The organism is Pseudomonas neuropathica (genome assembly GCF_015461835.1).
GTDB lineage: Bacteria > Pseudomonadota > Gammaproteobacteria > Pseudomonadales > Pseudomonadaceae > Aquipseudomonas > Aquipseudomonas neuropathica.
The window spans coordinates 204,701-229,575 of record NZ_JACOPX010000008.1 but is presented as its reverse complement, the minus strand read 5'-3'; the positions used below and the strand labels follow the sequence as shown (position 1 = coordinate 229,575).

Annotated in this window: 31 protein-coding genes and 2 tRNA genes; 22 read left to right on the top strand and 11 right to left on the bottom strand. The window is 57.1% G+C overall.

Features of this window, described 5'->3' with window-relative positions:
- Nucleotides 1-11: 11 nt before the first annotated feature.
- Nucleotides 12-1,295 carry an NAD(P)/FAD-dependent oxidoreductase gene (locus H8F23_RS13810; protein ID WP_093432114.1) on the bottom strand — a complete coding sequence of 428 codons (1,284 nt, stop codon included), beginning with the start codon at nucleotides 1,293-1,295 and terminating at the stop codon, nucleotides 12-14.
- A 183-nt stretch (nucleotides 1,296-1,478) separates the two neighbouring features.
- On the opposite strand from H8F23_RS13810, the gene H8F23_RS13805 reads away from it, so the two are divergent.
- A tRNA-Val gene (locus H8F23_RS13805) sits at nucleotides 1,479-1,555 on the top strand.
- 415 nt (nucleotides 1,556-1,970) lie between these two features.
- Here H8F23_RS13805 and H8F23_RS13800 read toward each other — a convergent pair.
- Nucleotides 1,971-2,183, bottom strand: a complete 213-nt coding sequence (locus H8F23_RS13800) for a hypothetical protein (protein ID WP_194934731.1) — start codon at nucleotides 2,181-2,183, stop codon at nucleotides 1,971-1,973.
- Here H8F23_RS13800 and H8F23_RS13795 point away from each other — a divergent pair.
- Nucleotides 2,172-2,627 carry a DUF2214 family protein gene (locus tag H8F23_RS13795; protein WP_194934730.1) on the top strand — a complete coding sequence of 152 codons (456 nt, stop codon included), beginning with the start codon at nucleotides 2,172-2,174 and terminating at the stop codon, nucleotides 2,625-2,627. The genes H8F23_RS13800 and H8F23_RS13795 overlap by 12 nt on opposite strands.
- Nucleotides 2,628-2,851: 224 nt before the next feature.
- Here H8F23_RS13795 and csrA read toward each other — a convergent pair whose 3' ends face one another.
- A complete protein-coding gene (gene csrA, locus H8F23_RS13790; protein ID WP_003179932.1) occupies nucleotides 2,852-3,046 on the bottom strand; it encodes a carbon storage regulator CsrA in 195 nt (64 codons plus the stop codon).
- A gap of 249 nt (nucleotides 3,047-3,295) precedes the next feature.
- Between csrA and H8F23_RS13785 the strand changes: the two genes are divergently transcribed.
- The gene (locus H8F23_RS13785; protein ID WP_194934729.1) at nucleotides 3,296-3,664 is read left to right on the top strand and encodes an SPOR domain-containing protein; all 369 of its coding nucleotides are present in this window, start codon (nucleotides 3,296-3,298) and stop codon (nucleotides 3,662-3,664) included.
- A 307-nt stretch (nucleotides 3,665-3,971) separates the two neighbouring features.
- Here H8F23_RS13785 and H8F23_RS13780 read toward each other — a convergent pair whose 3' ends face one another.
- The 3 genes from H8F23_RS13780 to H8F23_RS13770 all read right to left on the bottom strand — a co-directional run bounded on the left by H8F23_RS13780 (nucleotide 3,972) and on the right by H8F23_RS13770 (nucleotide 6,220).
- The gene (locus tag H8F23_RS13780; RefSeq protein ID WP_093432123.1) at nucleotides 3,972-4,661 is read right to left on the bottom strand and encodes an endonuclease; all 690 of its coding nucleotides are present in this window, start codon (nucleotides 4,659-4,661) and stop codon (nucleotides 3,972-3,974) included.
- Nucleotides 4,662-4,665: 4 nt separating this feature from the next.
- Nucleotides 4,666-4,935, bottom strand: coding sequence for a DUF1654 domain-containing protein (locus H8F23_RS13775; RefSeq protein WP_371748305.1), 270 nt, complete (start codon nucleotides 4,933-4,935; stop codon nucleotides 4,666-4,668).
- Nucleotides 4,936-5,131: 196 nt separating this feature from the next.
- Nucleotides 5,132-6,220, bottom strand: a complete 1,089-nt coding sequence (locus tag H8F23_RS13770) for an asparaginase (RefSeq protein WP_034152752.1) — start codon at nucleotides 6,218-6,220, stop codon at nucleotides 5,132-5,134.
- 349 nt (nucleotides 6,221-6,569) lie between these two features.
- On the opposite strand from H8F23_RS13770, the gene H8F23_RS13765 reads away from it, so the two are divergent.
- From H8F23_RS13765 to H8F23_RS13730, 8 genes are all read left to right on the top strand, one after another.
- A complete protein-coding gene (locus tag H8F23_RS13765) occupies nucleotides 6,570-7,025 on the top strand; it encodes a hypothetical protein (RefSeq protein ID WP_095047639.1) in 456 nt (151 codons plus the stop codon).
- Between the two features lie 200 nt (nucleotides 7,026-7,225).
- A complete protein-coding gene (locus H8F23_RS13760; protein ID WP_016984936.1) occupies nucleotides 7,226-8,182 on the top strand; it encodes a sugar ABC transporter substrate-binding protein in 957 nt (318 codons plus the stop codon).
- A gap of 56 nt (nucleotides 8,183-8,238) precedes the next feature.
- A complete protein-coding gene (locus H8F23_RS13755; protein ID WP_194934728.1) occupies nucleotides 8,239-9,792 on the top strand; it encodes a sugar ABC transporter ATP-binding protein in 1,554 nt (517 codons plus the stop codon).
- The gene (locus H8F23_RS13750) at nucleotides 9,789-10,766 is read left to right on the top strand and encodes an ABC transporter permease (protein WP_093432140.1); all 978 of its coding nucleotides are present in this window, start codon (nucleotides 9,789-9,791) and stop codon (nucleotides 10,764-10,766) included. Before H8F23_RS13755 ends, H8F23_RS13750 begins: the two co-directional genes overlap by 4 nt.
- Before the next feature lie 3 nt (nucleotides 10,767-10,769).
- Entirely contained in the window at nucleotides 10,770-11,789 is a 1,020-nt protein-coding gene (locus tag H8F23_RS13745; protein WP_186624928.1) for a LacI family DNA-binding transcriptional regulator, read from the top strand.
- A gap of 24 nt (nucleotides 11,790-11,813) precedes the next feature.
- A complete protein-coding gene (gene rbsK, locus H8F23_RS13740) occupies nucleotides 11,814-12,731 on the top strand; it encodes a ribokinase (protein ID WP_194934727.1) in 918 nt (305 codons plus the stop codon).
- A complete protein-coding gene (gene rbsD, locus H8F23_RS13735) occupies nucleotides 12,728-13,132 on the top strand; it encodes a D-ribose pyranase (protein ID WP_194934726.1) in 405 nt (134 codons plus the stop codon). The genes rbsK and rbsD overlap by 4 nt, the downstream gene beginning before the upstream one ends.
- A 31-nt stretch (nucleotides 13,133-13,163) precedes the next feature.
- Nucleotides 13,164-14,192, top strand: coding sequence for a nucleoside hydrolase (locus H8F23_RS13730; protein ID WP_194934725.1), 1,029 nt, complete (start codon nucleotides 13,164-13,166; stop codon nucleotides 14,190-14,192).
- Nucleotides 14,193-14,223: 31 nt separating this feature from the next.
- Here H8F23_RS13730 and H8F23_RS13725 read toward each other — a convergent pair whose 3' ends face one another.
- Nucleotides 14,224-14,436, bottom strand: a complete 213-nt coding sequence (locus tag H8F23_RS13725; RefSeq protein ID WP_093432151.1) for a hypothetical protein — start codon at nucleotides 14,434-14,436, stop codon at nucleotides 14,224-14,226.
- 130 nt (nucleotides 14,437-14,566) lie between these two features.
- Between H8F23_RS13725 and H8F23_RS13720 the strand changes: the two genes are divergently transcribed.
- Nucleotides 14,567-14,872, top strand: a complete 306-nt coding sequence (locus H8F23_RS13720; RefSeq protein WP_007913485.1) for a hypothetical protein — start codon at nucleotides 14,567-14,569, stop codon at nucleotides 14,870-14,872.
- 175 nt (nucleotides 14,873-15,047) lie between these two features.
- Nucleotides 15,048-15,365: an I78 family peptidase inhibitor gene (locus tag H8F23_RS13715; RefSeq protein ID WP_093432154.1), complete on the top strand. Its 318-nt coding sequence runs from the start codon at nucleotides 15,048-15,050 to the stop codon at nucleotides 15,363-15,365.
- Between the two features lie 72 nt (nucleotides 15,366-15,437).
- Here the strand turns inward: H8F23_RS13715 and H8F23_RS13710 are convergent, their stop codons facing one another.
- Together H8F23_RS13710 and H8F23_RS13705 are read right to left on the bottom strand one after the other, a co-directional pair.
- Nucleotides 15,438-15,650 carry a cold-shock protein gene (locus H8F23_RS13710; protein WP_003179963.1) on the bottom strand — a complete coding sequence of 71 codons (213 nt, stop codon included), beginning with the start codon at nucleotides 15,648-15,650 and terminating at the stop codon, nucleotides 15,438-15,440.
- A 288-nt stretch (nucleotides 15,651-15,938) separates the two neighbouring features.
- Nucleotides 15,939-16,241, bottom strand: a complete 303-nt coding sequence (locus tag H8F23_RS13705) for a hypothetical protein (RefSeq protein WP_186624924.1) — start codon at nucleotides 16,239-16,241, stop codon at nucleotides 15,939-15,941.
- Nucleotides 16,242-16,613: 372 nt separating this feature from the next.
- Here H8F23_RS13705 and thrS point away from each other — a divergent pair, with 372 nt between their 5' ends.
- From thrS to H8F23_RS13660, 9 genes are all read left to right on the top strand, one after another.
- Nucleotides 16,614-18,536, top strand: coding sequence for a threonine--tRNA ligase (gene thrS, locus H8F23_RS13700; RefSeq protein WP_007913488.1), 1,923 nt, complete (start codon nucleotides 16,614-16,616; stop codon nucleotides 18,534-18,536).
- The gene (gene infC / locus H8F23_RS13695; protein ID WP_171057393.1) at nucleotides 18,536-19,087 is read left to right on the top strand and encodes a translation initiation factor IF-3; all 552 of its coding nucleotides are present in this window, start codon (nucleotides 18,536-18,538) and stop codon (nucleotides 19,085-19,087) included. The genes thrS and infC overlap by 1 nt, the downstream gene beginning before the upstream one ends.
- Before the next feature lie 60 nt (nucleotides 19,088-19,147).
- Nucleotides 19,148-19,342, top strand: coding sequence for a 50S ribosomal protein L35 (gene rpmI, locus H8F23_RS13690; protein ID WP_002553160.1), 195 nt, complete (start codon nucleotides 19,148-19,150; stop codon nucleotides 19,340-19,342).
- A gap of 27 nt (nucleotides 19,343-19,369) precedes the next feature.
- The gene (gene rplT, locus H8F23_RS13685; RefSeq protein WP_007913489.1) at nucleotides 19,370-19,726 is read left to right on the top strand and encodes a 50S ribosomal protein L20; all 357 of its coding nucleotides are present in this window, start codon (nucleotides 19,370-19,372) and stop codon (nucleotides 19,724-19,726) included.
- 109 nt (nucleotides 19,727-19,835) lie between these two features.
- Complete coding sequence (pheS, locus tag H8F23_RS13680) at nucleotides 19,836-20,852, top strand: phenylalanine--tRNA ligase subunit alpha (RefSeq protein WP_003226365.1); 1,017 nt, start codon at nucleotides 19,836-19,838, stop codon at nucleotides 20,850-20,852.
- A 26-nt stretch (nucleotides 20,853-20,878) separates the two neighbouring features.
- On the top strand, nucleotides 20,879-23,257 hold the full coding sequence (gene pheT / locus H8F23_RS13675; protein WP_194934724.1) for a phenylalanine--tRNA ligase subunit beta: 2,379 nt from the start codon (nucleotides 20,879-20,881) through the stop codon (nucleotides 23,255-23,257).
- Between the two features lie 3 nt (nucleotides 23,258-23,260).
- A complete protein-coding gene (ihfA, locus tag H8F23_RS13670; RefSeq protein WP_002553164.1) occupies nucleotides 23,261-23,563 on the top strand; it encodes an integration host factor subunit alpha in 303 nt (100 codons plus the stop codon).
- A complete protein-coding gene (locus H8F23_RS13665; RefSeq protein WP_003179985.1) occupies nucleotides 23,544-23,900 on the top strand; it encodes a MerR family transcriptional regulator in 357 nt (118 codons plus the stop codon). Before ihfA ends, H8F23_RS13665 begins: the two co-directional genes overlap by 20 nt.
- A gap of 88 nt (nucleotides 23,901-23,988) precedes the next feature.
- Nucleotides 23,989-24,065: transfer RNA gene (locus H8F23_RS13660), tRNA-Pro, on the top strand.
- Nucleotides 24,066-24,151: 86 nt separating this feature from the next.
- Here the strand turns inward: H8F23_RS13660 and H8F23_RS13655 are convergent.
- Both H8F23_RS13655 and H8F23_RS13650 read right to left on the bottom strand, forming a co-directional pair.
- Nucleotides 24,152-24,550, bottom strand: a complete 399-nt coding sequence (locus H8F23_RS13655) for a hypothetical protein (protein ID WP_228759225.1) — start codon at nucleotides 24,548-24,550, stop codon at nucleotides 24,152-24,154.
- Nucleotides 24,551-24,595: 45 nt separating this feature from the next.
- Complete coding sequence (locus H8F23_RS13650) at nucleotides 24,596-24,865, bottom strand: hypothetical protein (protein WP_095047771.1); 270 nt, start codon at nucleotides 24,863-24,865, stop codon at nucleotides 24,596-24,598.
- Between the last annotated feature and the right edge of the window lie 10 nt (nucleotides 24,866-24,875).

Here is a 24,875-nt window from a genome sequence, read left to right as displayed (position 1 = left end):
GCGGCCCTTTTTTACATCCCGAATTTGTCGCGTAAGCCGTAATACCAAGCGCCCAACGCCGCAAATGGCGTGCGCAGCAACTGCCCGCCGGGGAACGGGTAGTGTGGCAAGTCGGCAAACGCATCGAAGCGCTCAGCCTGACCGCGTAGCGCTTCTGCCAGCACTTTGCCTGCCAGGTGCGTGTAGGTCACGCCGTGGCCGCTGCAACCTTGCGAATAATAGATGTTGTCGCCCAGGCGCCCGACCTGTGGCAAGCGCGACAAGGTCAGCAGGAAATTTCCCGTCCACGCGTAATCAATCTTCACATCCTTGAGCTGCGGGAAAGCCTTGAGCATTTTCGGGCGGATGATCGCTTCGATGTTCGCCGGGTCGCGCGCGCCATAGACCACGCCACCGCCGAAGATCAGGCGTTTGTCGCCTGTGAGGCGGTAGTAGTCGAGCAGGTAATTGCAGTCTTCAACGCAGTAGTCCTGCGGCAGCAGCGCTTTCGCCAGCTCGTCTCCCAGCGGCTCGGTGGTGATTACTTGCGTGCCGCACGGCATCGATTTGGCCGCAAGCTCCGGCACCAGATTACCGAGGTAGGCATTGCCCGCAACGATGATGAATTTGGCCCTGACCTTGCCCTGCGGCGTGTGCACCACCGGGTTGGCGCCGCGCTCGATGCGCACGGCGGGTGACTGTTCATGGATCGTGCCGCCGAGAGACTCGACCGCCGCCGCTTCGCCCAGCGCAAGGTTCAGCGGGTGGATGTGCCCACCGCTCATGTCGAGCATGCCGCCGACGTACTGATCGCACGCAACCACTTCGCGAATGCGGCGCTGATCGAGCAGTTCCAGTTGCGTATGACCGAAGCGCTCCCAGAGGCGCTTCTGCGATTCCAGGTGGCCCATCTGCTTGGCCGTCAGCGCGGCGAACACGCCGCCGTCCTTCAGGTCGCACTGGATGTTGTACTTGGCCACGCGCTCGCGAATGATCCGGCCACCTTCGAATGCCATCTGCCCGAGCAGTTGCGCCTGCTTCGGCCCGACGCTGCGTTCGATCACATCAATGTCACGGCTATAACTGTTAACGATCTGCCCGCCATTGCGCCCGGAGGCGCCGAACCCGACCTTGGCCGCCTCCAGCACGGTGACGCGAAAACCGTTCTCCAACAGGAACAGCGCTGAGGACAATCCGGTATACCCGGCGCCGATCACACAGACGTCCGTCTCCACATCATCCTGCAAGGCAGGGCGGGGCGGTACGGCATTGGCCGACGCAGCGTAATAAGACTCTGGGTAAGGGGTGTTCGCCATCCTGCAGCCTCTGTTTAATATATTTTACGAGTGCGTCGATCCTACCCGAGTTGAAAAACCTCCGCCAGCCACCGGAAAATCTGCGTCGGCGAGCCGAAATTAAATATTTTGCATATTCATAGGGTTAGGTGAAAAAAAGGTGTTGACACCCCTCCGGAATTCCGTAGAATGCCGCCTCACAGCAGGCACGTAGCTCAGTTGGTTAGAGCACCACCTTGACATGGTGGGGGTCGTTGGTTCGAGTCCAATCGCGCCTACCAAACAAAATCCGCTCTGCTGGGCGGTCTAGAAGGGCTCACCGAAAGGTGGGCCCTTTTTTGTTGTCTGCGATTTGCAAAACTTTTGCAAAACCCTCCTCAGGGCGCCAGCTGGACTTCGCGTTTAGTCGATCTCAGGGCATTCGAAATTCCATGCGAGGTCCGTTGATCCACTGCGCGTCGTGCTTCACCGTTTAGCGGTCCTTGCTGAATGGCGTGCGCAAGTCCTCGTCGTGCCTCCCGCCTCTGATCGAATTTCTGCGTCGTCGGGTCAGGCAGTTGGTGGGCGATTCACCGTTCGTCGCCAGCGCCCTTTGAAAAAGTGTGGATATTGAACAGGTTACGAGTGTTACTAACCAGCCAGTTATCAAAAAAATGTTGTTACTGTTCGTGGGATTAAGTAACATTCGTCCCGCGTTCACCACCACGGTTTATGCATTTTTAAATCCCAAGCTTCCATCAGCTGCTTGGGATTTTTTTTGCCTGCGATTTGCCTCAACTGGCTGAAATCTCTCCTTTCTATCTCTCCTGAAAGCCTGGCGACACCCCGCAGGCAGATCCTTATTTTTTCAACTACTACTGACTGGCCGATTTTCAACTCTGCGATGAGGGGGTATCGATGCTGGTTCATTGGTTTCTTGCAGCTGTTCATCTCTTGGCATTTGCCTTGGGTTTTTGGGCGGTACTGACGCGTGGGGCGGCGTTTAGTCGCCTTGCTGCCGGTTCAGGTGAGCCCCGGCGCGTTTTGCTGGCCGATAACCTATGGGGAATCTCTGCATTGGTTCTGCTGGTGACAGGCGGGATGCGGGCTTTTGGAGGCTTCGAAAAGGGCACTGACTATTATCTTCATCAGCCACTGTTTCATCTGAAGATGACGCTGTTTGTGCTGATCCTGATTGTAGAACTCGCCCCGATGATCACGTTGGTCAAGTGGCGGATCGCTTCCGCACGCGGCGCAGCAATCGATACCGGGCGCGCGAAGCTGTACGCGGGAATCAGCCATGTCGAGGCGTTGTTGCTGGTGCTGATGGTAATTGCGGCCACAGGCATGGCGCGTGGTGTGACATTCGGTTAGAGGGCGAATTCTCTGCGCTCTATCGGAAATGTCCGACAGCCAGTCTAAGGGATGGCAGGTAGTATCAGGCGGCAAGGGCGTAAGAAAGGGGGGGGGCGTGGGATTGCAATAAACGTGTCAGGCGCCGTGCCCAACAGAGTGGGGAGCGGATGGCAATACGGCGCGTGAATCTCTAGCCAGTCATTCCACAAGGTAAACGGACTGGCTACTGACTGCGATCTGGCTCAGGGAGTTTGTGGCTTGTCCGGGGCGGTCAGGCCAGCCTGAATGCGCTGGTAAATCTCTTCACGGTGCACTGCAACGTTTTTCGGAGCGTTGATGCCAATGCGGACCTGTTGGCCGCTTACGCCCAGAATGGTGATCGTAATGTCATCACCAATGTTTATGCTTTCACCGACTTTGCGGGTGAGTATCAGCATGGTCTTCTCCTTGATTGCTTTGTAGGGCACCTGATTCAGACAGTGCAGAGGTCGGTGTACGTATAGATTAGTGCGAAGTCTCACGGTTTGGGTGCCTCTTTCTGACGCGCAGAAGCGGCATTAATTCCCAGGGCGTAACTATACAGAGGCTGCAAGCATCAATCTCGTTGTTTTGTGCCCATTTTGCGGGGCTCGCGAAGTATTTATGAATGATAAGATCGCGGCTTTGAGAATTTCGAGGAAAGCGTTGTGCGCAAATTGGTTTGGGTAGTCGCGGCACTGGTATTGGCAGGGTGTGGTGAAAGCAGGAATGTAGAGGCGCCAAAACCACAATCGGCTGCAGTAACCGCGCCGGCGGCGGCCGCTGCACCACAATGGGATCTCGAAGTGCGCGGTGAAACGCCACAGGCTGTCAGCGACCTGAGTGGCTGGCTGATCGAGCACGCCTTCGTGCCTACGGTGATCAAGGACAGCAGCGGCAAAACGCGAATTCTGATTGGTCCGTTCAACTCTCAGGCTGAAGCTGAAGCACGTAAGGTGCAAGTGGATGCAGCGTTGGTGAAGGCCAAGAAACAGAACGTTGAGTCGGTGCTGGTCGAGCATCCGCTCACGCCGTAAACGAACGGGCGGTGACTCTGCCAGTTGATATGGCAGCAGCGGGGCAAGCGATTGAATTGGCTGACGTTCATGGAAAAGAACATTCTCCGGGAAATCGTCGACACCGCCACTGACGGCTTTTACGGCTGGATTGCCGGAGAGTCGGCAGCCGTCATGAAGATTGCGCAGATACCTGATCAAAGAGCGTGGCATACCTCGCGAGTCACTTAACCTGGTGGGGTACAGGCGATACAACAAGTCGGTCATCCGGGCGCAAACAAAAAGGCCTCGAACATCACGTTCGAGGCCTTTATTGTCTGCGCTGCAATCAGCCGCAGGCTTTCATGTTCACCGGGCCGACAAACTCATTACCGCGTCCCATCACGCACGCGACGCTCTGATTACGCTGACGCTCCCAGTCCTGCACCGGGTAAGTCTTGTCCCACGCTTCATACAATTGGCGATCCTGCTTCGACAGGCGCAAGCCGTATTGCTTGCTCATGTAGAAGTACGTGCGGGCAATCATGCCGCGAATTGACGGGCGGGGCATGACCTTCTTCGCCTTGAAGTCGACCTGGGTCAGGCACGAACCGTATTGCCCGGACTGCACGGGCAACCAGCCGTAGCTGAAGTTGCTGCGATCGCCATTGACCTCGCCAATGCTTGGCACCAGGTTATGCAGATCGGCTTCGGCCTTCTGATAGGTCGGGTCGTAACGGGTGCAGTTCTTGCGTCCGCCTTCCTGCCAGCATTGGCGCTGATGACCGAACTGCCAGGCCGGCACAATGTGTTCCCACTCGATGCGTGATGCGCGCTTGGCATTTTTGCGCGGTACGTAACCGCAAGCCTTCAGATCAACTTTGTTGCCAGTGTACTTGCACCCGCAATAAAACTCTGTGGACTGCGGCGCATACAGTTTCCAGGCGACCTTCTTGGCTTCGGTGAATGTGCGGGGTGCGCCAGCCTGGGCACCCATGGCGAAAAACAACAACAGCAAAGCAAAACAGCGGACACTCATTGAATCAATCTTCCTTCGGCACAACCCAAAAAATCTGCACGCCACCGTCGTCGCGATAAGCGAGGGTGACGTTATCGTTCTCGTCGATTTCCTCAAGCAGGCGCTCCCACTCGTCCATCGGCTCGTCCGGAAGACGAAAGATCAGTGCGGCTTTGGCTTTCTGTGCGGTGGGGGAATTGATAATTTTCTGAACGCGCATGCCTATGCGTTCGTAAGCGTCAGGAGCATCAGGGGAGGTGGCCACGAGGTTATCCTTATTAAGCTGTACGTGCATACAGTATTTAACTGTAAGCATTTTCGCAACTGCTTAAAATTCAAGAAAATCCTCTGACAGCGGTTTTCCGGATTTGGTGTAGGTCGTGTCGAGTTTTTTGTAGGAAAAGTGCGAGAGCTTTGTGAGCGTTGCACCACCCGCCCGTCAGGCGAGTGGTGCAGGGTGCCCAATCAAGAAATGACCGGGCGGAAGTCCATCAGTATTCCCAGAACATCCGTTGCAGCTCTTTGCTGTCGTTGGTTTTGGTCAGGGCGACCATTGCCAGGATGCGGGCTTTCTGCGGGTTCAGGTCGTGAGCGACAACCCAGTCGTATTTGTCGTCAGGCTGCTCGGCGTTACGCAGAACGAAGCCGCCAGCGTTGACGTGGGACGAGCGAATGATTTGCACGCCATCCTTGCGCAGCGCTTGCAGGGCTGGAACCACGCGGGAGGATACCGAACCGTTACCGGTACCGGCATGGATGATCGCCTTGGCACCGGATTGCGCGAGAGCCTTGTAGGCGGTATCGCTGACGTTGCCGTAGGAATATGCGATTTCTACGTCAGGCAGGCTCTTGATATTTTTGATATCGAATTCCGAATCCATGGTGTGACGCTTGGCTGGCAAGCGGAACCAGTAGGATTTGCCTTCAACCACCATGCCCAGTGGGCCCCAGGCGCTTTTGAACGCTTCGGTTTTGATGTTGATCATCTTGCTCACGTCACGACCGGACTGGATTTCATCGTTCATGGTCACCAGTACGCCTTTGCCGTGTGCTTCTTTGCTGCTGGCCACGGCCACGGCGTTGTACAGGTTGAGCATGCCATCGGCGGACATCGCGGTACCCGGACGCATTGAGCCGACGACGATGATTGGCTTGTCGGTTTTTTCTACCAGGTTGAGGAAGTAAGCGGTTTCTTCCAGGGTGTCGGTGCCGTGGGTGATGACGATGCCATCGACGTCTTTGCTATCGGCCAGTTCGGCCACGCGACGACCCAGTTGCAGCAGGTTTTCGTTGGTGATGCTTTCCGAGGCAATCTGCATGACTTGTTCGCCACGCACGTTCGCCAGTTTGCTCAGCTCGGGAATGCCGGCGATCAATTGTTCGACGCCAACCTTCGCCGCTTGATAGGTGGCGCTGTTGGCGGCGCTCGCGCCGGCGCCGGCAATGGTGCCGCCGGTGGCAAGTACCACGACATTGGCGAGCTTGGTCTGGGTTTCGACTTCTTTCGCCTGAAGGGCGGTGGGCAGGAGCAGGAGAAGGGCCAAAGCACCCGGGACCAAAGTGTTGAAAGCAGATTTCATTATTTTTCTCTCTAGTAGTGAGACGGTGCTGATGCAGGTTCATCTAGATGCGCCCCGAGCCGATCTGAATGCTCGGGGTGCAGGCTAGGGAGCAGGATCTGTACCAGCCCTACTTTGCTTTGGAAAAATGTTTAACTTGATGATTTACATCAAGATTTTATGAATTTGCAAATGGTGGGGCAAAGCGTTTATCCGGGTTTCCGAACATTGGAGGCTTTCGCGTTCGGTTCACCGAAAGGGGCTACGGCTTTTGTCGAATGAAACCGGTTGCCGGCTCGGGATTCTTTGCTAAAGAAACCGGCCTTGAGGCCGATGGTTGTTCTGGGAAACGCTTTATTAGGGAGTTCACATGTCACTGACGATCGGTTTTTCAAACCCGGGTACAGTCACCATCGGCGGTAAAACCGCAGCGACGATCAATGCAATGAACCAGGCAGAAGCGGACGCTTCCGACGAGGCGCTGGGCGTTGAAAAAGAACCGAGCAAACAAGTCAGGACTGGCGGCCCTGCGCAAGAAGCCAGCCAGGCCGATAGCGCGGACAGCGGCGACAGTCTGAATGTCACCGTGAAAATGCTGCTCAAGCGGATGAAGGAGTTGCAGAAGCAACTGCAGGAGCAGCAACAGCAACTGGCGGCGGCTCAGGCTGCGAGCTATCCGACGCCTGAGGCCAAGTCGCAGGCGGTGATGTCCATTCAGGGTCAGATCGCGCAGACCAGCGGCGCACTCATGGAGGTCGCGGCGGCATTGCTCAAGGAAATGTCCCAGGGCTCCACCAGCGGCAACGTGGTCAACACCACAGCCTGAGCATCGAGGGACGAAGCAACGCATTCGTCCTTTATTCAATACCGATTTCTGATTGTTGACAAATGTCGGCGGGATTCGCATAGTTCGGTCTACGCAAACGTTTGCGCGGCGCTCTCGGGGCACTATGGCCCTGCAGAAAGCCAAGTAGCTTACGCCAGCGCAAGCGTTGCTCACAATAATCATAAGATCGGAGTGAACCCATGAAGCTGCCATTCGCTGGACGTCTTCTTGCTGTCGCTATGCTGGCTGCTACAGCCGCCGCACTACCTGTCTCCTCGGCATTCGCCGAATCCGCCGAAAAACCCAAAGTTGCGCTGGTCATGAAGTCTCTGGCCAACGAATTCTTCCTGACCATGGAAGATGGCGCCAAGGCCTATCAGAAAGAACACTCCGCCGATTTCGACCTGATCTCCAACGGGATCAAGGATGAAACCGATACTGCTGGCCAGACCCGCATCGTCGAGCAAATGATCCTGGCCAAGGTCAATGCACTGGTGATCGCGCCTTCCGATTCCAAGGCCATGGTGCCGGTGATCAAGAAAGCCGTCGATGCCGGCATTACCGTGATCAACATCGACAATCAGCTCGATCCGGCCATCGTCAAAAGCAAAAACATCAGCGTGCCCTTCGTAGGCCCGGACAATCGCAAAGGCGCGCGTCTGGTCGGTGAGTACCTGGCCAAGCAGCTCAAGGCCGGTGACGAAGTCGGCATCATTGAAGGCGTGTCCACCACGACCAACGCTCAGCAGCGTACCGCTGGCTTCAAGGATGCGATGGACGCTGCACAGATCAAGATCGTTTCCCTGCAATCCGGCGACTGGGAGATCGACAAGGGCAACAAGGTTGCCGCTTCGATCCTCAGCGAATACCCGGACGTCAAAGCACTGCTGGCCGGTAACGACAGCATGGCCGTCGGCGCCGTTTCCGCAGTACGTGCCGCTGGCAAGGCCGGTCAGGTTCAGGTGGTCGGTTACGACAACATCAACGCCATCAAGCCAATGTTGAAGGATGGCCGCGTGTTGGCCACGGCTGACCAGTTCGCTGCGAAGCAGGCAGTGTTCGGCATCGAAACCGCGCTGAAAATCATCAAGGGCGAGAAAGTCGACAGCGGCGCCAACGGCGTGATCGAAACACCGGTCGAGCTGGTCACCAAGTAAGTCTTCTGGCGACACAACGGCGCTCGTCCGTCCGGGCGAGCGCATGGAGAGTTTTTATGTCAGTTTCCGCCCCGAACGCTGTCCTCTCGGTCAGCGGTATCGGTAAGACCTATGCGCAACCGGTGCTCACCGGCATCGATCTGACGCTGATGCGCGGTGAAGTGCTGGCGCTGACCGGCGAGAATGGTGCCGGCAAAAGTACTCTGTCGAAGATTATTGGCGGACTGGTCACGCCGACCACCGGCCAGATGCAATTCCACGGCAAGGACTACCGTCCGGGCAGTCGTACACAGGCTGAAGAACTCGGCGTGCGTATGGTCATGCAAGAGCTCAATCTGTTGCCGACATTGTCGGTCGCGGAAAACCTGTTTCTCGACAACCTGCCAAGCAACGGCGGCTGGATCAGTCGCAAACAACTGCGCAAAGCGGCGATCGAAGCCATGGCGCAAGTCGGTCTCGACGCGATTGATCCGGATACGCTGGTCGGCGAGCTGGGGATCGGGCATCAGCAGATGGTTGAAATCGCCCGTAACCTCATTGGCGATTGCCATGTGCTGATTCTCGATGAGCCGACCGCGATGCTGACCGCACGTGAAGTCGAAATGCTGTTCGAGCAGATCACCCGGTTGCAGGCGCGCGGCGTTTCGATCATTTACATTTCCCACCGTCTCGAAGAGCTGGCCCGTGTCGCACAGCGCATTGCCGTGCTGCGCGACGGCAATCTGGTCTGTGTCGAGCCGATGGCCAATTACAACAGCGAGCAACTGGTTACGCTGATGGTCGGTCGTGAACTGGGCGAACACATCGACATGGGCCCGCGCAATATCGGCGCCCCGGCGCTGACTGTTACGGGTTTGAATCGCTCTGACAAAGTGCGCGATGTTTCATTCGAAGTCCGTGCCGGCGAGATCTTCGGGATTTCCGGATTGATCGGGGCAGGGCGCACAGAACTGCTGCGACTGATTTTTGGTGCGGACGTTGCCGACAGCGGCACCATCGCGCTCGGCTCCCCGGCCAAAGTGGTCAGTGTGCGCTCGCCGGTCGATGCGGTGCGCAACGGTATCGCATTGATTACCGAAGACCGCAAGGGTGAAGGCCTGCTGCTGAGTCAATCGATCAGCGCCAACATCGCACTGGGCAACATGCCGGAAATCTCCAGTGGCGGTGTCGTCAACAATGGCGACGAGATCGCTTTGGCGCAGCGTCAGATCGACGCCATGCGCATCCGCAGTTCGAGTCCGACACAATTGGTCTCCGAGCTGTCCGGTGGCAACCAGCAGAAGGTCGTGATCGGCCGCTGGCTGGAGCGCGACTGTTCGGTGCTGCTGTTCGACGAGCCGACCCGTGGCATCGACGTCGGCGCGAAGTTCGACATTTATGCCTTGCTCGGCGAACTGACGCGCCAGGGCAAAGCGCTGGTGGTGGTGTCCAGTGATCTGCGTGAGTTGATGCTGATCTGTGACCGCATCGGTGTGTTGTCGGTCGGCCGGTTGATCGACACCTTCGAGCGCGACAGCTGGACCCAGGATGACTTGCTTGCCGCCGCGTTCGCCGGCTACCAAAAACGTGATGCGTTGCTCAATGAAGCGGCGCCTAGGGATCTCCCATGAAAACTGCATCTCCTGCCGGCAAACGTAGTGGCAACTTCTACGGTCTGGGCACTTATCTGGGCCTGGCCGGCGCCTTGCTGGCGATGATTGCGCTGTTCTCGGTCTTGAGCAGCCACTTTCTGTCCTATAACACCTTCAGTACGCTGGCCAACCAGATCCCTGATCTGATGGTGCTGGCGGTCGGCATGACCTTCGTGTTGATCATCGGCGGCATCGACCTCTCGGTGGGGTCGGTGCTGGCGCTTGCCGCTTCAACGGTCAGCGTCGCCATTCTCGGTTGGGGCTGGAGCGTATTGCCGTCGGCGTTGCTCGGCATGGCAGTGGCAGCACTGGCCGGTACGGTCACCGGTTCGATCACAGTGGCATGGCGGATTCCATCGTTCATCGTCTCCTTGGGCGTGCTGGAAATGGCTCGGGGTCTGGCTTATCAGATGACGGGATCGCGCACCGCGTACATCGGTGATTCGTTTGCCTGGCTGTCGAACCCGATCGCGTTCGGCATCTCGCCATCGTTTATCATTGCCTTGCTGGTGATTATCATCGCTCAGGCCGTGTTGACCCGTACCGTATTCGGTCGCTACCTGATTGGCATTGGCACCAACGAAGAGGCGGTGCGCCTCGCGGGGATCAATCCGAAACCCTACAAGATTCTGGTCTTCAGCCTGATGGGGCTGCTGGCCGGTATCGCTGCGCTGTTTCAGATTTCCCGTCTGGAAGCCGCTGACCCGAATGCCGGTTCCGGTCTGGAGTTGCAGGTAATCGCAGCTGTGGTTATCGGCGGTACCAGCCTGATGGGCGGGCGTGGTTCGGTGATCAGCACATTCTTTGGCGTGTTGATCATTTCGGTCCTGGCGGCAGGTCTGGCGCAGATCGGTGCGACTGAACCGACCAAACGAATCATCACCGGCGCCGTCATCGTGATCGCGGTGGTGCTCGACACTTATCGCAGTCAGCGCGCCAGTCGCCGGGGCTAAGACATGGCAACGATCAAGGACGTGGCAGCCCTCGCGGGGATTTCCTACACGACGGTGTCGCATGTGGTGAACAACACCCGGCCGGTGAGTCGGGAGGTGCGGTTGAAAGTCGAGGCTGCGATCAAGAGCCTCGACTATGTGCCGAGTGCGGTGGCGCGCTCGCTCAAAGCCAAGACCACTGCAACCATCGGCCTGCTGGTGCCCAACAGTCTCAACCCGTACTTCGCCGAGTTGGCGCGGGGCATCGAGGATTATTGCGAGCGTAACGGCTATTGCGTGATCCTTTGCAACTCCGACGACAATCCCGACAAGCAGCGCAGCTATTTGCGCGTGTTGCTGGAGAAACGCATCGACGGTTTGATCGTTGCTTCTGCTGGCGGTGACAGCGGGCTGGCGCAGGGGTTGGCCGGGGTGAAAACGCCGATGGTCATCGTCGACCGAGGTCTGGATGGCGTCGATGCCGATCTGGTGCGTATCGACCACGAATACGGCGCTTACCTCGCGACCCGGCACTTGCTTGAGTTGGGGCACCGCGACATCGCCACCATCGGCGGCCCGGCCAGCACCAGTGTTGCGCAAATGCGTCTGGCCGGTTATTGCCGAGCGCTGAAAGAGGCGGGCGTTGACGTCCGTCAGGAGCGCATGCTGGAAAGCGATTTCACCAGTACTGGCGGGTACAACGCAGCGGCGATTCTGCTCGAGCGCAATCCGCCGAGCGCAATCTTTGCCGGTAACGACATGATCGGCATTGGTGTGCTGCGAGCGGCGGCGGAGCGCAATGTGCGAGTGCCGAGCGAGCTGTCGGTGATTGGTTTCGACGATATCCAGATGAGTCGTTACGTCTACCCGGCACTCACCACGGTGGGGCAATCAATCCTGCAACTGGGCGAGATGGCGGCCGAAGTGCTGCTGCGCAGGATTGCCACGCCGAGCCTGGGCACTGATCAACGGATCGTGACCCCGAGTATTGTCTTGCGCGAATCCACTGCACCGTTGTCCGGCGTGTTCACCGAATACCGCTGAAACCGAATTGACGAGTAATGATGTATGCCAGCAAATGTAGTGGTAATAGGCAGCCTGAACATGGATCTGGTGACCCGGGCGCCACGGCTGCCGGTCGGCGGCGAAACGTTGATCGGTCATTCGTTTGCCACGGTTTCCGGCGGCAAGGGCGCCAATCAGGCGGTGGCCGCAGCGCGTTTGGGCGCGCAGGTGGCGATGGTTGGCTGTGTTGGCAGCGACGATTATGGCGTGCAACTACGCAACGCCTTGTTAGCCGAACAGATCGATTGCCAGGCAGTGAGCACCGTCGATGACTCCAGTGGCGTGGCGTTGATCGTGGTCGATGACAACAGTCAGAATGCCATTGTCATCGTCGCCGGCGCCAATGGCGCCATGACGCCCGCAGTGATCGACCGGTTTGATGCGGTGCTGCAAGCCGCAGAGGTGATTATCTGCCAGCTCGAAATTCCGGATGCCACGGTGGGGCATGCGCTCAAGCGTGCGCGCGCGCTGGGTAAAATTGTCATCCTCAATCCGGCACCGGCCAGTCGTCCACTGCCGGCGGACTGGTTTGCGGCGATCGACTACCTGATCCCCAATGAGAGCGAAGCGACCGTGTTGAGCGGGTTGCCGGTGGACTCGCAGGAAACGGCAGAAAGTGCAGCCAGTCAGTTGATCGCCATGGGGGCGGGCAAAGTCATTATTACCCTTGGTGCGCAAGGCTCGCTGTTCGCCAATGGCCAAAGCTTTGAGCATTTCCCGGCGCCAAGAGTGAAGGCTGTCGACACCACGGCCGCAGGCGACACGTTCGTGGGTGGTTTCGCCGCTGCGCTGGCCAATGGCAAGTCCGAGGCCGAGGCGATTCGTTTCGGGCAGATCGCCGCCGCGTTATCGGTAACCCGCGCCGGCGCACAGCCGTCCATTCCAACCCTATCCGACGTACAGGCCTTTAAACCCGCATGAAAAAGACTCCTCTGCTCAACGTCGCATTGTCGCGGCTGATCGCGTCCCTGGGCCATGGCGACATGGTGGTCATTGGTGATGCCGGGCTGCCAGTGCCGCCGGGTGTCGAGCTGATTGATCTGGCGCTGACTCACGGCATCCCGGATTTCGTCAGCACCCTGAAGGTCGTGCTCAGCGAGATGCAGGTGGAAAGCCATGCACTGGCCAAAGAAATCTTCGACAAGCAACCGACCGCGCTGAATACCCTGGAGCAGTTGAGTGAAGGGGGCGCTCTGGGCCGTCGTGATCTGCTCAGTCACGAGCAATTCAAGGTTCTCAGCCGACAGGCTCGGGCGATTGTTCGTACAGGGGAATGCCAGCCGTACTGCAACATCGTGCTGGTCGCTGGAGTCACCTTTTAACTTTTGATTTCACAAGCACAAGGAATGCGCCATGCAACGCTATGCTCAGAAACTGCATCAATTCATCCGGAGCCTGCTGCTTTTGTCCGTCATAACTGCCACCGGCGCCCAGGCGGCGGAGAAAATCGACCTGATCATCGACACCGACCCGGGTGCGGATGATGTGGTTGCCTTGCTGTTCGCCCTGGCCTCGCCGGACGAACTGAACATTCGCGCGCTGACCACCGTGGCCGGCAACGTGCGCCTCGACAAGACTTCGCGTAACGCACGACTGGCGCGCGAGTGGGCAGGGCGCGAGGACGTACCGGTTTATGCTGGCGCGCCGAAGCCGCTGATGCGCACACCGATCTATGCCGAGAACATCCATGGCAAGGAAGGCCTGTCGGGTGTCACCGTGCACGAACCGAAAAAGGGGCTGGCTGAAGGCAGTGCGGTCAATTACCTGATCGATACCCTGAAAAAAGCCAAGCCGCACAGCATCACGATCGCCATGCTCGGTCCGCAGACCAACCTGGCGCTGGCGCTGATCCAGGAGCCTGAAATTGTTCAGGGCATCAAGGAAGTGGTGATCATGGGTGGGGCGCACTTCAACGGTGGGAACATCACCCCGGTGGCGGAATTCAACCTGTTCGCTGATCCGCAAGCGGCTGAAGTGGTCCTGAAAAGCGGCGTCAAACTGACCTACCTGCCGCTGGACGTGACCCACAAGATTCTCACCAGTGATGCGCGCCTGAAACAGATCGCTGCGCTGAACAACAACGCGAGCAAAATTGTCGGCGACATTCTCAACGAGTACATCAAAGGCGATATGGAGCACTACGGTATTCCGGGTGGCCCGGTGCATGACGCCACCGTTGTGGCGTATCTGCTCAAGCCGGAACTGTTCACCGGTCGCTCGGTGAATGTCGTGGTGGATAGCCGTGAAGGGCCGACTTTCGGTCAGACCATCGTCGATTGGTACGACGGCCTGAAGGCGCCGAAAAACGCCTTCTGGGTGGAAAATGGCGACGCGCAAGGCTTCTTTGACTTGCTCACCGAACGCCTGAAACGTCTGAAGTAAGCCACTCGCCCGCAGGTGCCAGCCTGCGGGTTTACCCTTTCTCTGCGTGTTCGTGTTCGACCTGTTCGGTCGGGTAGCGCTCGAAAATCTGCTTGATGAATTGCTTGGCCGCTTCTGTGCCCAACTCTTTGACCAATAAATCGATACCAATCAGCGCAAGCTCCTCGGTGGTTCCCGGGCTGTAAGAGCTGTGTCCGTCTGCCCATTTGGCATTAATGGCGGCGTCGATGCTGATCGTGGTCATGAGAGCGCTCGAATAGTCGGAAGATCTTGGGTTTGAGTTAACCATTTTGACGGGCATTTGGCACTGCGACTTAGGCATGAGCGGAGCGCTATGCGACACTTGGTCTTTTAAGGCTTCCAAGGATTGTGCTGTGCAGATCGATTTGAACACCCCTGACGGCCTCACGCTCGACGCGGTGCGCCAGTTGCTCGCCTCGGCCAGTGATGACGAACACACGCAGCTGCGCGTGACCAAGGGCGGTATCGCTTACATTTCCTCCGGCGTTACCGGTGGACAGGATATCGACGGCTTGCTGTTTCGCCTGGAAACCTGGGCCAAGGGCTCGGGCTACGTGGGCAATGTCGCGGCCAGTGACGAGGTATGGGTCATGCAGATTTTCAATGCGCTGAAGGACAACTGGCCGAACCCGCCGTATGACTACATCGACGTCTATTGAGCGCCGTTAATATTCAGTCACGATTGATTGATGAAGTGACGCATGCCCCTCAGGCACACTCGGCGTTTTTCCGATCGTGGGGCAGGGTGATGGTGATGGCCTTGGCTGTGAAACCAATCGCTTGAATGGCGGTCGCACGATCTCAGCTTAACCATTTTGAAAACAAGGAGGCTTCATGCCTTTGAAGTTCGCGACACTGGGTGCACTTATGGCCGCTGCCATGCTGGCCGGTTGCAGCACGACCTCCAGCGAGTCGGCAAAGGAATCTGCGGCAACCGAAGCCGGTCACAGCCGCTGTGAAGCATCGGCGGCGGAATTCGCCATTGGCAAGAAAGCTTCGCCAGAGCTTCTGGAGCAGGCGCGCAGCAAAGCCGGGGCGCAAAATGCCCGCTTCCTCAAGCCGAACGACATGATCACGCTCGAGTACCGCTCCGATCGCTTGAACCTGAACACCGACAACAATCTGGTGATCACTCGCGTCAACTGCGGCTGATCACGCGCCACTTTTGTTGCAGGCATAAAAAACCCCGTCACTTGGACGGGGTTTTTTTAGTGCGCGCAGAAATTACTCTGGGCGAACCTGTGCAGCTTGCATACCCTTTTGGCCTTTCTCAGCCACGAAGGAGACGGTCTGGCCTTCTTTCAGGCTTTTGAAACCGTCGGATTCGATAGCTTTGAAGTGTACGAACAGGTCGTCACCGCCACCTTGAGGAGTGATGAAGCCGAAGCCTTTTTCATCGTTGAACCACTTAACGGTGCCGGTTTGGCGATTAGACATGGTGTATCTCCAAGAAACATATATTTTTCAGTACTGTGCTGCTCAGGCCAACTGGGCACACCCGGGTATCATAGTCGAAATGTTCGCTTTGGTAGCCCCCCGGACGTGCTGTTTGCCAATCAGTCGTGTTTTCTTTACTGCCTTTATCGGCTGAAAGCCCCGGTTTACAAGGCTTTTAGCGGAACGTAAAGACGATAAAAAAACCTGTAAAACCTGCATAAAACGTCTGAAAAGACGCAAATTCAGCCCTTTTCAAGGGCGCTGGGCCGAGTCAGGACGCTTTTTTTCTTACTTTTTCGCCGGAGTATTCGCCTTGCATTTGGCGATCTGGCCCAGCGCTTTCTGCTGCAGTTCAGGGGTGGCCTTGTTGTCCATCAGCGCCTGAATGTCGGCGGCAGGATAGGACTTGATGGCGTCAGCGCCACAGGCACAATGAGATTTGGCTGCCGCAGCGCCGATCTGTGGGGTCGCCGCCTGGGTGCATTGCGCCATGTACTTGTCACGCTCGCCTTTCGGCCAGTCGGCGTGGGCGCTCAGCGGCAGCAGCATAACGATAGGGGCGACTACGGCGAACAGGGTATTCAGACGCATGCGAGGATGCTCCTTGTGGGTCAATGTCTTGTTATCTGAGGGCTGAAAGGCCTATCAAGTTCAGCACTCTGGCATAAAAACAGACGATTTGCCTTCTGATCAAACAGAGGCATAAGTGACCGCTCATCTGTGCTAGCATGCCGGGCTCAAGCGTTCTCAGGCGCCGGATCACCTTCAGTCCCGGCCGCGGTCAACGTGCGAATATTTTCGATTTGAATCCCAGTCACTCTGGTTCGGTTTTCCGGTTGGCCGCAAGGCTCCTGCCGCTGTAAGGCAGGCGTTCGTCATTGAATGGCCTGGATCGGATCTTGTACTGGCTCATCCCAACCCACGTGACCTTTGGTAGGGGTCACCACTAGGAGAGGAGGCGCCATGCCAACTATTACTCTTCCCGACGGCAGTCAACGTTCATTCGATCACCCGGTTTCCGTAGCCGAGGTCGCCGCATCCATTGGTGCCGGTCTGGCCAAAGCCACGCTGGCCGGCAAGGTCAATGGCCAACTGGTCGACGCCAGCGACATCATCAGCAGCGACGCGACCCTGCAAATCATCACGCCTAAGGATGAAGAGGGGCTGGAGATCATTCGCCACTCTTGCGCGCACCTGGTTGGCCATGCGGTCAAACAGCTGTACCCGACTGCGAAAATGGTCATCGGGCCGGTCATCGACGAAGGCTTCTATTACGACATCGCCTTCGAACGTCCTTTTACTCCGGACGACATGGCCGCTATCGAACAGCGCATGCAACAGCTGATCGAAAAAGATTACGACGTCATCAAGAAAGTCACTCCGCGCGCCGAAGTGATCGAAGTGTTCAAGGCTCGTGGCGAAGACTACAAGTTGCGCCTGGTTGAGGACATGCCGAACGAGCAGGCCATGGGTCTGTACTATCACGAAGAATACGTCGACATGTGCCGTGGCCCGCACGTGCCGAACACGCGCTTCCTGAAATCCTTCAAGCTGACCAAGCTGTCTGGCGCCTACTGGCGCGGCGACGCCAAGAACGAGCAATTGCAGCGGGTTTACGGCACCGCTTGGGCAGACAAGAAGCAGCTGGCGGCTTACATCCAGCGCATCGAAGAAGCTGAAAAGCGCGATCACCGCAAGATCGGCAAGCGTCTGGGCCTGTTCCACACCCAGGAAGAATCCCCTGGCATGGTGTTCTGGCACCCGAACGGCTGGACTCTGTACCAGGTGCTCGAGCAGTACATGCGCAAGATCCAGCGCGACAACGGCTACCTCGAAATCAAGACGCCGCAAGTCGTTGACCGCAGCCTGTGGGAGAAATCCGGTCACTGGGCCAACTACGCCGACAACATGTTCACCACTCAATCGGAAAACCGCGACTACGCGATCAAACCGATGAATTGCCCGTGCCACGTGCAGGTGTTCAATCAGGGCCTGAAGAGCTACCGCGAGCTGCCGATGCGTCTGGCCGAGTTCGGTGCCTGCCACCGTAACGAGCCATCGGGTGCATTGCACGGCATCATGCGCGTGCGTGCGTTCACTCAGGACGACGCCCACATCTTCTGCACCGAAGAGCAGATGCAGGCTGAGTCCGCCGCGTTTATCAAGCTGACCATGGATGTTTATCGTGACTTCGGCTTTACCGATGTCGAGATGAAACTGTCCACTCGTCCGGAAAAACGCGTCGGTTCCGACGAACTGTGGGATCGCGCTGAAGCTGCACTGGCTGCAGCCCTTGATTCTGCGGGCCTGCCGTACGATCTGCAGCCGGGTGAGGGTGCGTTCTACGGTCCGAAGATCGAGTTCTCGCTGAAAGACTGCCTCGGCCGCGTCTGGCAATGTGGTACTCTGCAGCTCGATTTTAACCTGCCTGTCCGTTTGGGCGCTGAATACGTCTCTGAAGACAACAGCCGCAAACACCCAGTGATGTTGCACCGTGCGATCCTCGGTTCCTTCGAGCGTTTCGTCGGGATTCTGATCGAGCACTACGAAGGTGCTTTCCCTGCGTGGCTCGCGCCAACCCAGGCGGTGATCATGAATATCACTGATAAACAGGCAGATTTTGTTGCAGAAGTTGAAAAAACTCTCAACGAAAGCGGATTTCGTGCCAAGTCCGACTTGAGAAATGAAAAGATCGGCTTTAAAATCCGCGAGCATACTTTGCTCAAGGTTCCCTATCTTTTGGTTATCGGAGATAAGGAAGTCGAGATGCAGACTGTCGCTGTGCGTACTCGTGAAGGTGCTGACCTGGGCTCGATGCCCGTCGCCCAGTTCGCTGAGTTTCTCGCGCAAGCGGTTTCCCGGCGTGGTCGCCCAGATTCGGAGTAATTATTATTAAGCGTGAAATGAGACAAGATAAACGAGCTGCACCGAAAGCCCCGATCAACGAGAATATCTCGGCACGCGAGGTTCGGTTAATTGGCGCTGATGGCGAGCAGATTGGCATCGTCTCGATTGATGAAGCGCTTCGTATTGCTGAAGAAGCAAAGCTTGATCTGGTGGAAATCTCCGCAGACGCAATCCCACCGGTTTGCCGTGTGATGGATTACGGCAAATCGATCTTCGAAAAGAAGAAGCAGGTTGCCGCGGCGAAGAAGAACCAGAAGCAGATTCAGGTAAAAGAAATCAAGTTTCGTCCAGGGACGGAGGAAGGGGATTACCAGGTAAAACTGCGCAACCTGGTACGTTTCCTGAGTGATGGGGACAGGGCCAAGGTATCCTTGCGATTCCGCGGCCGTGAGATGGCCCACCAGGAGCTGGGGATGGAACTCCTCAAGCGGGTTGAAGCTGACCTGCTCGAGTACGGTTCGGTCGAACAGCATCCTAAGATGGAAGGACGCCAGCTGATCATGGTCATCGCCCCGAAAAAGAAGAAGTAATCAACAGGGCACGGCAGGCCTTCTGATTATGTTTATCAACTGAATGCGGAGTATCCGAACATGCCAAAAATGAAAACCAAAAGTGGTGCTGCTAAGCGGTTTCTGAAAACTGCTAACGGTATCAAGCACAAGCACGCTTTCAAGAGCCACATCCTGACTAAAATGTCGACCAAGCGTAAGCGTCAACTGCGCGGTAGCAGCTTGCTGCATCCGTCTGACGTGGCAAAAGTCGAGCGCATGCTGCGCCTTCGTTAATTTAGTCAAGAATAGAGGAAGTAACTCATGGCTCGTGTAAAGCGTGGCGTCATTGCCCGTAAGCGTCACAAAAAAATTCTGAAACTTGCTAAAGGCTACTACGGCGCACGCTCCCGCGTATTCCGTGTTGCCAAGCAAGCGGTAATCAAGGCAGGCCAATACGCCTACCGTGACCGTCGTCAGAAAAAACGTCAGTTCCGCGCTCTGTGGATCGCTCGTATCAACGCTGGTGCTCGTGTTAACGGTCTGTCCTACAGCCGTTTCATCGCTGGCCTGAAAAAAGCGTCCATCGAGATCGACCGTAAGGTTCTGGCTGATCTGGCAGTGAACGAAAAAGCGGTGTTTGCTGCGATTGTCGAGAAAGCTAAAGCCACCTTGGCTTAAGTACCCCCGACAATCACCCGGCCTCACTTCCGTGGGGCCAGGTGGTAAACGTCTTAAATAGGGGAAGAGCCTTCAAGCTCTTCCCCTATTTTGTATCTGGAGTCTGTACATGGAAAACCTGGATGCGCTGGTCTCTCAAGCACTAGAGGCTGTGCAAAGCGCTGAAGATATCAATGCCCTGGAGCAAATCCGGGTTCAATACCTTGGCAAAAAGGGCGAATTGACTCAGGTGATGAAGACCCTGGGGAATTTGCCGGCAGAAGAGCGTCCGCAAGTCGGCGCCCTGATCAACGTTGCCAAGGAACGTGTCACAGGCGTACTCAATGCGCGCATGGCTCTGTTTGAAGAAGCTGAACTGGCTGCCAAACTGTCCGCCGAATCCATTGACGTGACGTTGCCGGGCCGTGGCCAGACCTCTGGTGGTCTGCATCCGGTGACCCGGACTCTGGAACGTGTTGAACAGTTCTTCACCCGCATCGGCTACGGCATCGCCGAAGGCCCTGAGGTCGAAGACGACTATCACAACTTTGAAGCGCTCAACATCCCAGGCCATCACCCGGCCCGGTCGATGCATGACACTTTCTATTTCAACGCCAACATGCTGCTGCGCACCCATACCTCGCCGGTACAGGTCCGCACCATGGAATCGAAGCAACCGCCGATCCGCATCGTCTGCCCAGGCCGCGTGTATCGCAGCGACTCCGATATCACCCACTCGCCGATGTTCCACCAGGTCGAAGGCCTGCTGGTTGATCGCGACATCAATTTTGCCGATCTCAAAGGCACCATCGAAGAATTCCTGCGGGTGTTCTTCGAAAAAGAGCTGGCCGTACGTTTTCGTCCTTCGTACTTCCCGTTCACCGAGCCGTCCGCTGAAGTCGATATGGAATGCGTGATGTGCAGCGGTAAAGGCTGCCGTGTCTGCAAGCAGACTGGCTGGCTGGAAGTGATGGGCTGCGGCATGGTTCACCCGAACGTGCTGCGCATGTCCGGCATCGATCCGGAAGAGTTCTCCGGTTTTGCTTTCGGCATGGGTGTCGAGCGTCTGGCCATGCTGCGTTACGGCGTGAACGACTTGCGTCTGTTCTTCGACAACGACTTGCGGTTCCTCGCGCAATTTCGCTAGTCGTAACGAATTCTTAGGAGAGCAGGATGAAATTCAGTGAACAATGGCTGCGTGGCTGGGTTAGCCCGCAGGTAGATCGCGATGAGCTGGTTGCTCGTCTGTCGATGGCGGGCCTTGAGGTCGATAGCGTGACCCCGGCCGCCGGTGTTTTCAGTGGTGTGGTGGTGGGCGAGGTGCTGAGCACCGAGCAACACCCTGATGCCGACAAGCTGCGTGTGTGCCAGGTCAGCAATGGCGCGGAAACTTTCCAGGTCGTGTGCGGTGCGCCAAACGTGCGTCCGGGCCTGAAGATTCCGTTCGCCATGATCGGCGCTGAGCTGCCTGGCGACTTCAAGATCAAAAAGGCCAAGCTGCGCGGCGTTGAGTCCAACGGCATGCTGTGCTCGCAAGCCGAGCTGCAGATCGGTGAAGGCAATGACGGTCTGATGGAGCTGCCGGTCGATGCACCGGTGGGCGAAGACTTCCGTGTGTACCTGGATCTGGAAGACGCCAGCATTGAGGTCGATCTGACCCCGAACCGCGGCGACTGCTTGTCCCTGGCCGGTCTGGCCCGTGAAGTCGGCGCACTGTATGCCGCGCCGGTCACCCGTCCGGTGGTCATGGCCATTCCTGCCGCGCACGACGAAGTGCGTTCGGTAGAAGTGCTGGCCCCAGCCGCGTGCCCGCGTTACCTGGGCCGCGTTATCCGTAACGTTGACCTGTCCAAGCCAACGCCGCTGTGGATGGTGGAACGTCTACGTCGTGCTGACGTGCGCAGCATCGACGCTGCCGTCGACATCACCAACTACGTGATGCTTGAGCTAGGTCAGCCGCTGCACGCCTTCGATCTCGCCGAAATCAACGGCGGCATCCGTGTACGCATGGCGGAAGAGGGTGAGAAGCTCGTTCTGCTCGACGGTCAGGAAGTCAGCCTGCGTAGCGATACGCTGGTCATCGCCGACCACACCCGCGCGCTGGCGATTGCCGGTGTGATGGGTGGCGAACACAGCGGCGTCTCTGCGACGACTCGCGACGTATTCCTGGAGAGTGCGTTCTTCGACCAAATCGCTGTTGCTGGCAAGGCTCGCTCCTACGGCCTGCACACCGATGCTTCGCACCGCTATGAGCGTGGCGTTGACTGGCAACTGGCCCGTGAAGCCATGGAGCGCGCCACTGGCTTGCTGCTGGACATCACTGGCGGCGAAGCTGGCCCGATCATCGAGACCGTCAGCGAACAGCATCTGCCGTCGATCGCACCGATCACTCTGCGTTCTCAGCGCATCGCTCAGATGCTTGGTATGGAAATGGATTCCGCTCAGGTTGAGCGTTTGCTCGGCGGCCTGGGTCTTGGCATTGTTGCCGACGGTGAAGGCCAGTGGCGCGTCGAAGTGCCAAGCCATCGCTTCGACATCAGTCTGGAAGTCGATCTGATCGAAGAACTGGCGCGTCTGTACGGCTACAACCGCTTGCCGGTTCGTTACCCGCAAGCGCGTCTGGCGCCACAAGCCAAAGCTGAAGCGCGTAGCGATCTGCCGGAACTGCGTCGCCTGCTGGTAGCGCGTGGTTATCAGGAAGCGATCACATACAGCTTCATCGATCCGCGTCAGTTCGAACTATTCAGTCCGGGCGTTGAGCCGCTGTTGCTGGCCAATCCGATCTCCAACGACATGGCTGCCATGCGCTCGTCGCTGTGGCCTGGCTTGGTCAAAGCGTTGCAGCACAACCTGAACCGTCAGCAAGATCGCGTGCGTCTGTTCGAAAGCGGTCTGCGCTTCGTCGGTCAGCTCGAAGGCCTGAAGCAAGAGCCGATGCTGTCCGGCGTGGTTTGCGGCAGCCGCCTGCCGGAAGGTTGGGCGCAAGGTCGCGACACGGTCGATTTCTTCGACGTCAAGGCTGACGTGGAAGCGGTGCTGGGCTTCGCCGGTGCACTGGATTCGTTCACCTTCGCTCCGGGCAAACACCCTGCGTTGCACCCGGGTCAAACCGCGCGCATCGAGCGCGAAGGGCGTGAAGTCGGTTTCATCGGCGCCATTCACCCCGAATTGTCGAAAGCCTTGGGTCTGGATCGTCCAGTCTTCGTTTTCGAGCTGGTTCTGGCTGAAGTGGCACTCGGTAAAATGCCGAAATTCCACGAGTTGTCGCGCTTTCCTGAAGTGCGTCGTGACCTTGCACTGATTGCGCACAAAGACGTCGCGTCCGCGGCCGTACTGGACGTAATCCGTGAAAATGCAGGCGAATGGCTCACGGATCTCAGGCTGTTTGACGTGTATCAGGGTAAAGGTATTGATCCTGATAGAAAAAGCCTTGCAGTTGGCTTGACCTGGCAGCATCCATCGCGCACTCTTAATGACGATGAGGTGAATTCGACGACGCAAAATATCCTCACCTCGCTCGAACAAAGGTTGAACGCCACGTTAAGGAAGTGACGTATGGGGGCTTTGACGAAAGCTGAGATGGCGGAACGTCTGTATGAAGAGCTGGGCCTGAACAAGCGGGAAGCCAAGGAATTGGTAGAACTGTTTTTCGAGGAAATCAGGCACGCTCTTGAAGACAACGAGCAGGTCAAATTGTCCGGTTTCGGCAATTTCGACCTTCGGGACAAACGCCAGCGGCCTGGCCGCAACCCGAAAACGGGGGAAGAAATCCCGATCACGGCTCGCCGTGTGGTCACCTTTCGTCCAGGGCAGAAGTTGAAGGCCCGAGTTGAGGCTTATGCTGGAACCAAGTCATAACGACGAACTACCCGTCATCCCGGGCAAGCGCTACTTCACCATCGGTGAAGTCAGCGAGCTGTGTGCCGTAAAGCCACACGTGCTGCGCTATTGGGAGCAGGAGTTTCCTCAACTCAACCCCGTCAAACGCCGCGGAAACCGCCGGTATTATCAGCGCCAGGACGTGCTGATGATCCGGCAGATCCGCGCGCTCCTTTACGATCAGGGTTTCACCATCGGCGGCGCACGCTTGCGCCTGTCCGGCGATGAAGCCAAAGACGACACGACCCAATACAAGCAGATGATTCGGCAGATGATTGCGGAATTGGAAGATGTGCTGGTGGTTCTCAAGAAATAAAAAGCAGCGTTTGAATACTTCCAGTTTTCAAACGCTTGCGCTATATTCTTGAGCGTTCTTCGAGATGAAGAACAGTTGCAAAACCAGTCGGGGCGTAGCGCAGTCCGGTAGCGCACTAGCATGGGGTGCTAGGGGTCGAGTGTTCGAATCACTCCGTCCCGACCATATAATTCAATGACTTAGCCCAATCTGAAAAGATTGGGCTTTTTCATGCGCAGTGATTTTTGCTCTCTATGGAAGAGTATTCCCCGTCAGCTTCTTCCACTTGCCGTTTTCTGCGCCGAATCGATGCAAAGCGAATAAAAGTTTTTCTGAAAGTCAGCCACCACCTTCTCCTGCTTCCTCGCGTCCGACTCCCTAGGCATATCGTAGGCCTGCCCGATCAGCGCTTTGTACAAACTACCCACATACTCGCTCTCCTTTCCTGCGTTGTCGGCCAGTTCCAGAACGGAAGAGAGGGGCACGCCTCCTTGTCTGGCTTTCATGATGGCTTTGGCCGAATTTTCGACTCGCTGGCACTCTTCCAGGTATTCGCTGGGCAAGGGTGCGCTGTGTGCTGCAAAGCTGAAAGTGAGCAGTATTGCCGTTGTCGCCAGAAACCGATTGAACATGGCGCGCCATCCCTGAATGTTGGCCGGGAACGTTAGCATTCATGGCTCGGCGCTACCATCTGTTCAGCGGCCAAAAGCGGCGGTTCACTGGCTGGGTTTTTTAACATCTGCAGAATCGCTCGAGGTGTTGGCATCCTTCTGTGTTTCGTGTGCTTCGGCACCGGAATTTGATCCTGATGCTTCCTCGCCTTTCTTGTCAGCTTTGTCTTCTTTTGACTCGGATCCGCCTTGGTTTACGCCGGGAATCGCAGTGGCTGGAACTGAGGAGCCGCCTGTTTTTTCAGCCGCAAGGGAAAACAGTGGGCACAGTGAAAGCAGGCTTGCCAATCCGATAGCAATCATTCGCTTGTTCATGAGGTTGTCT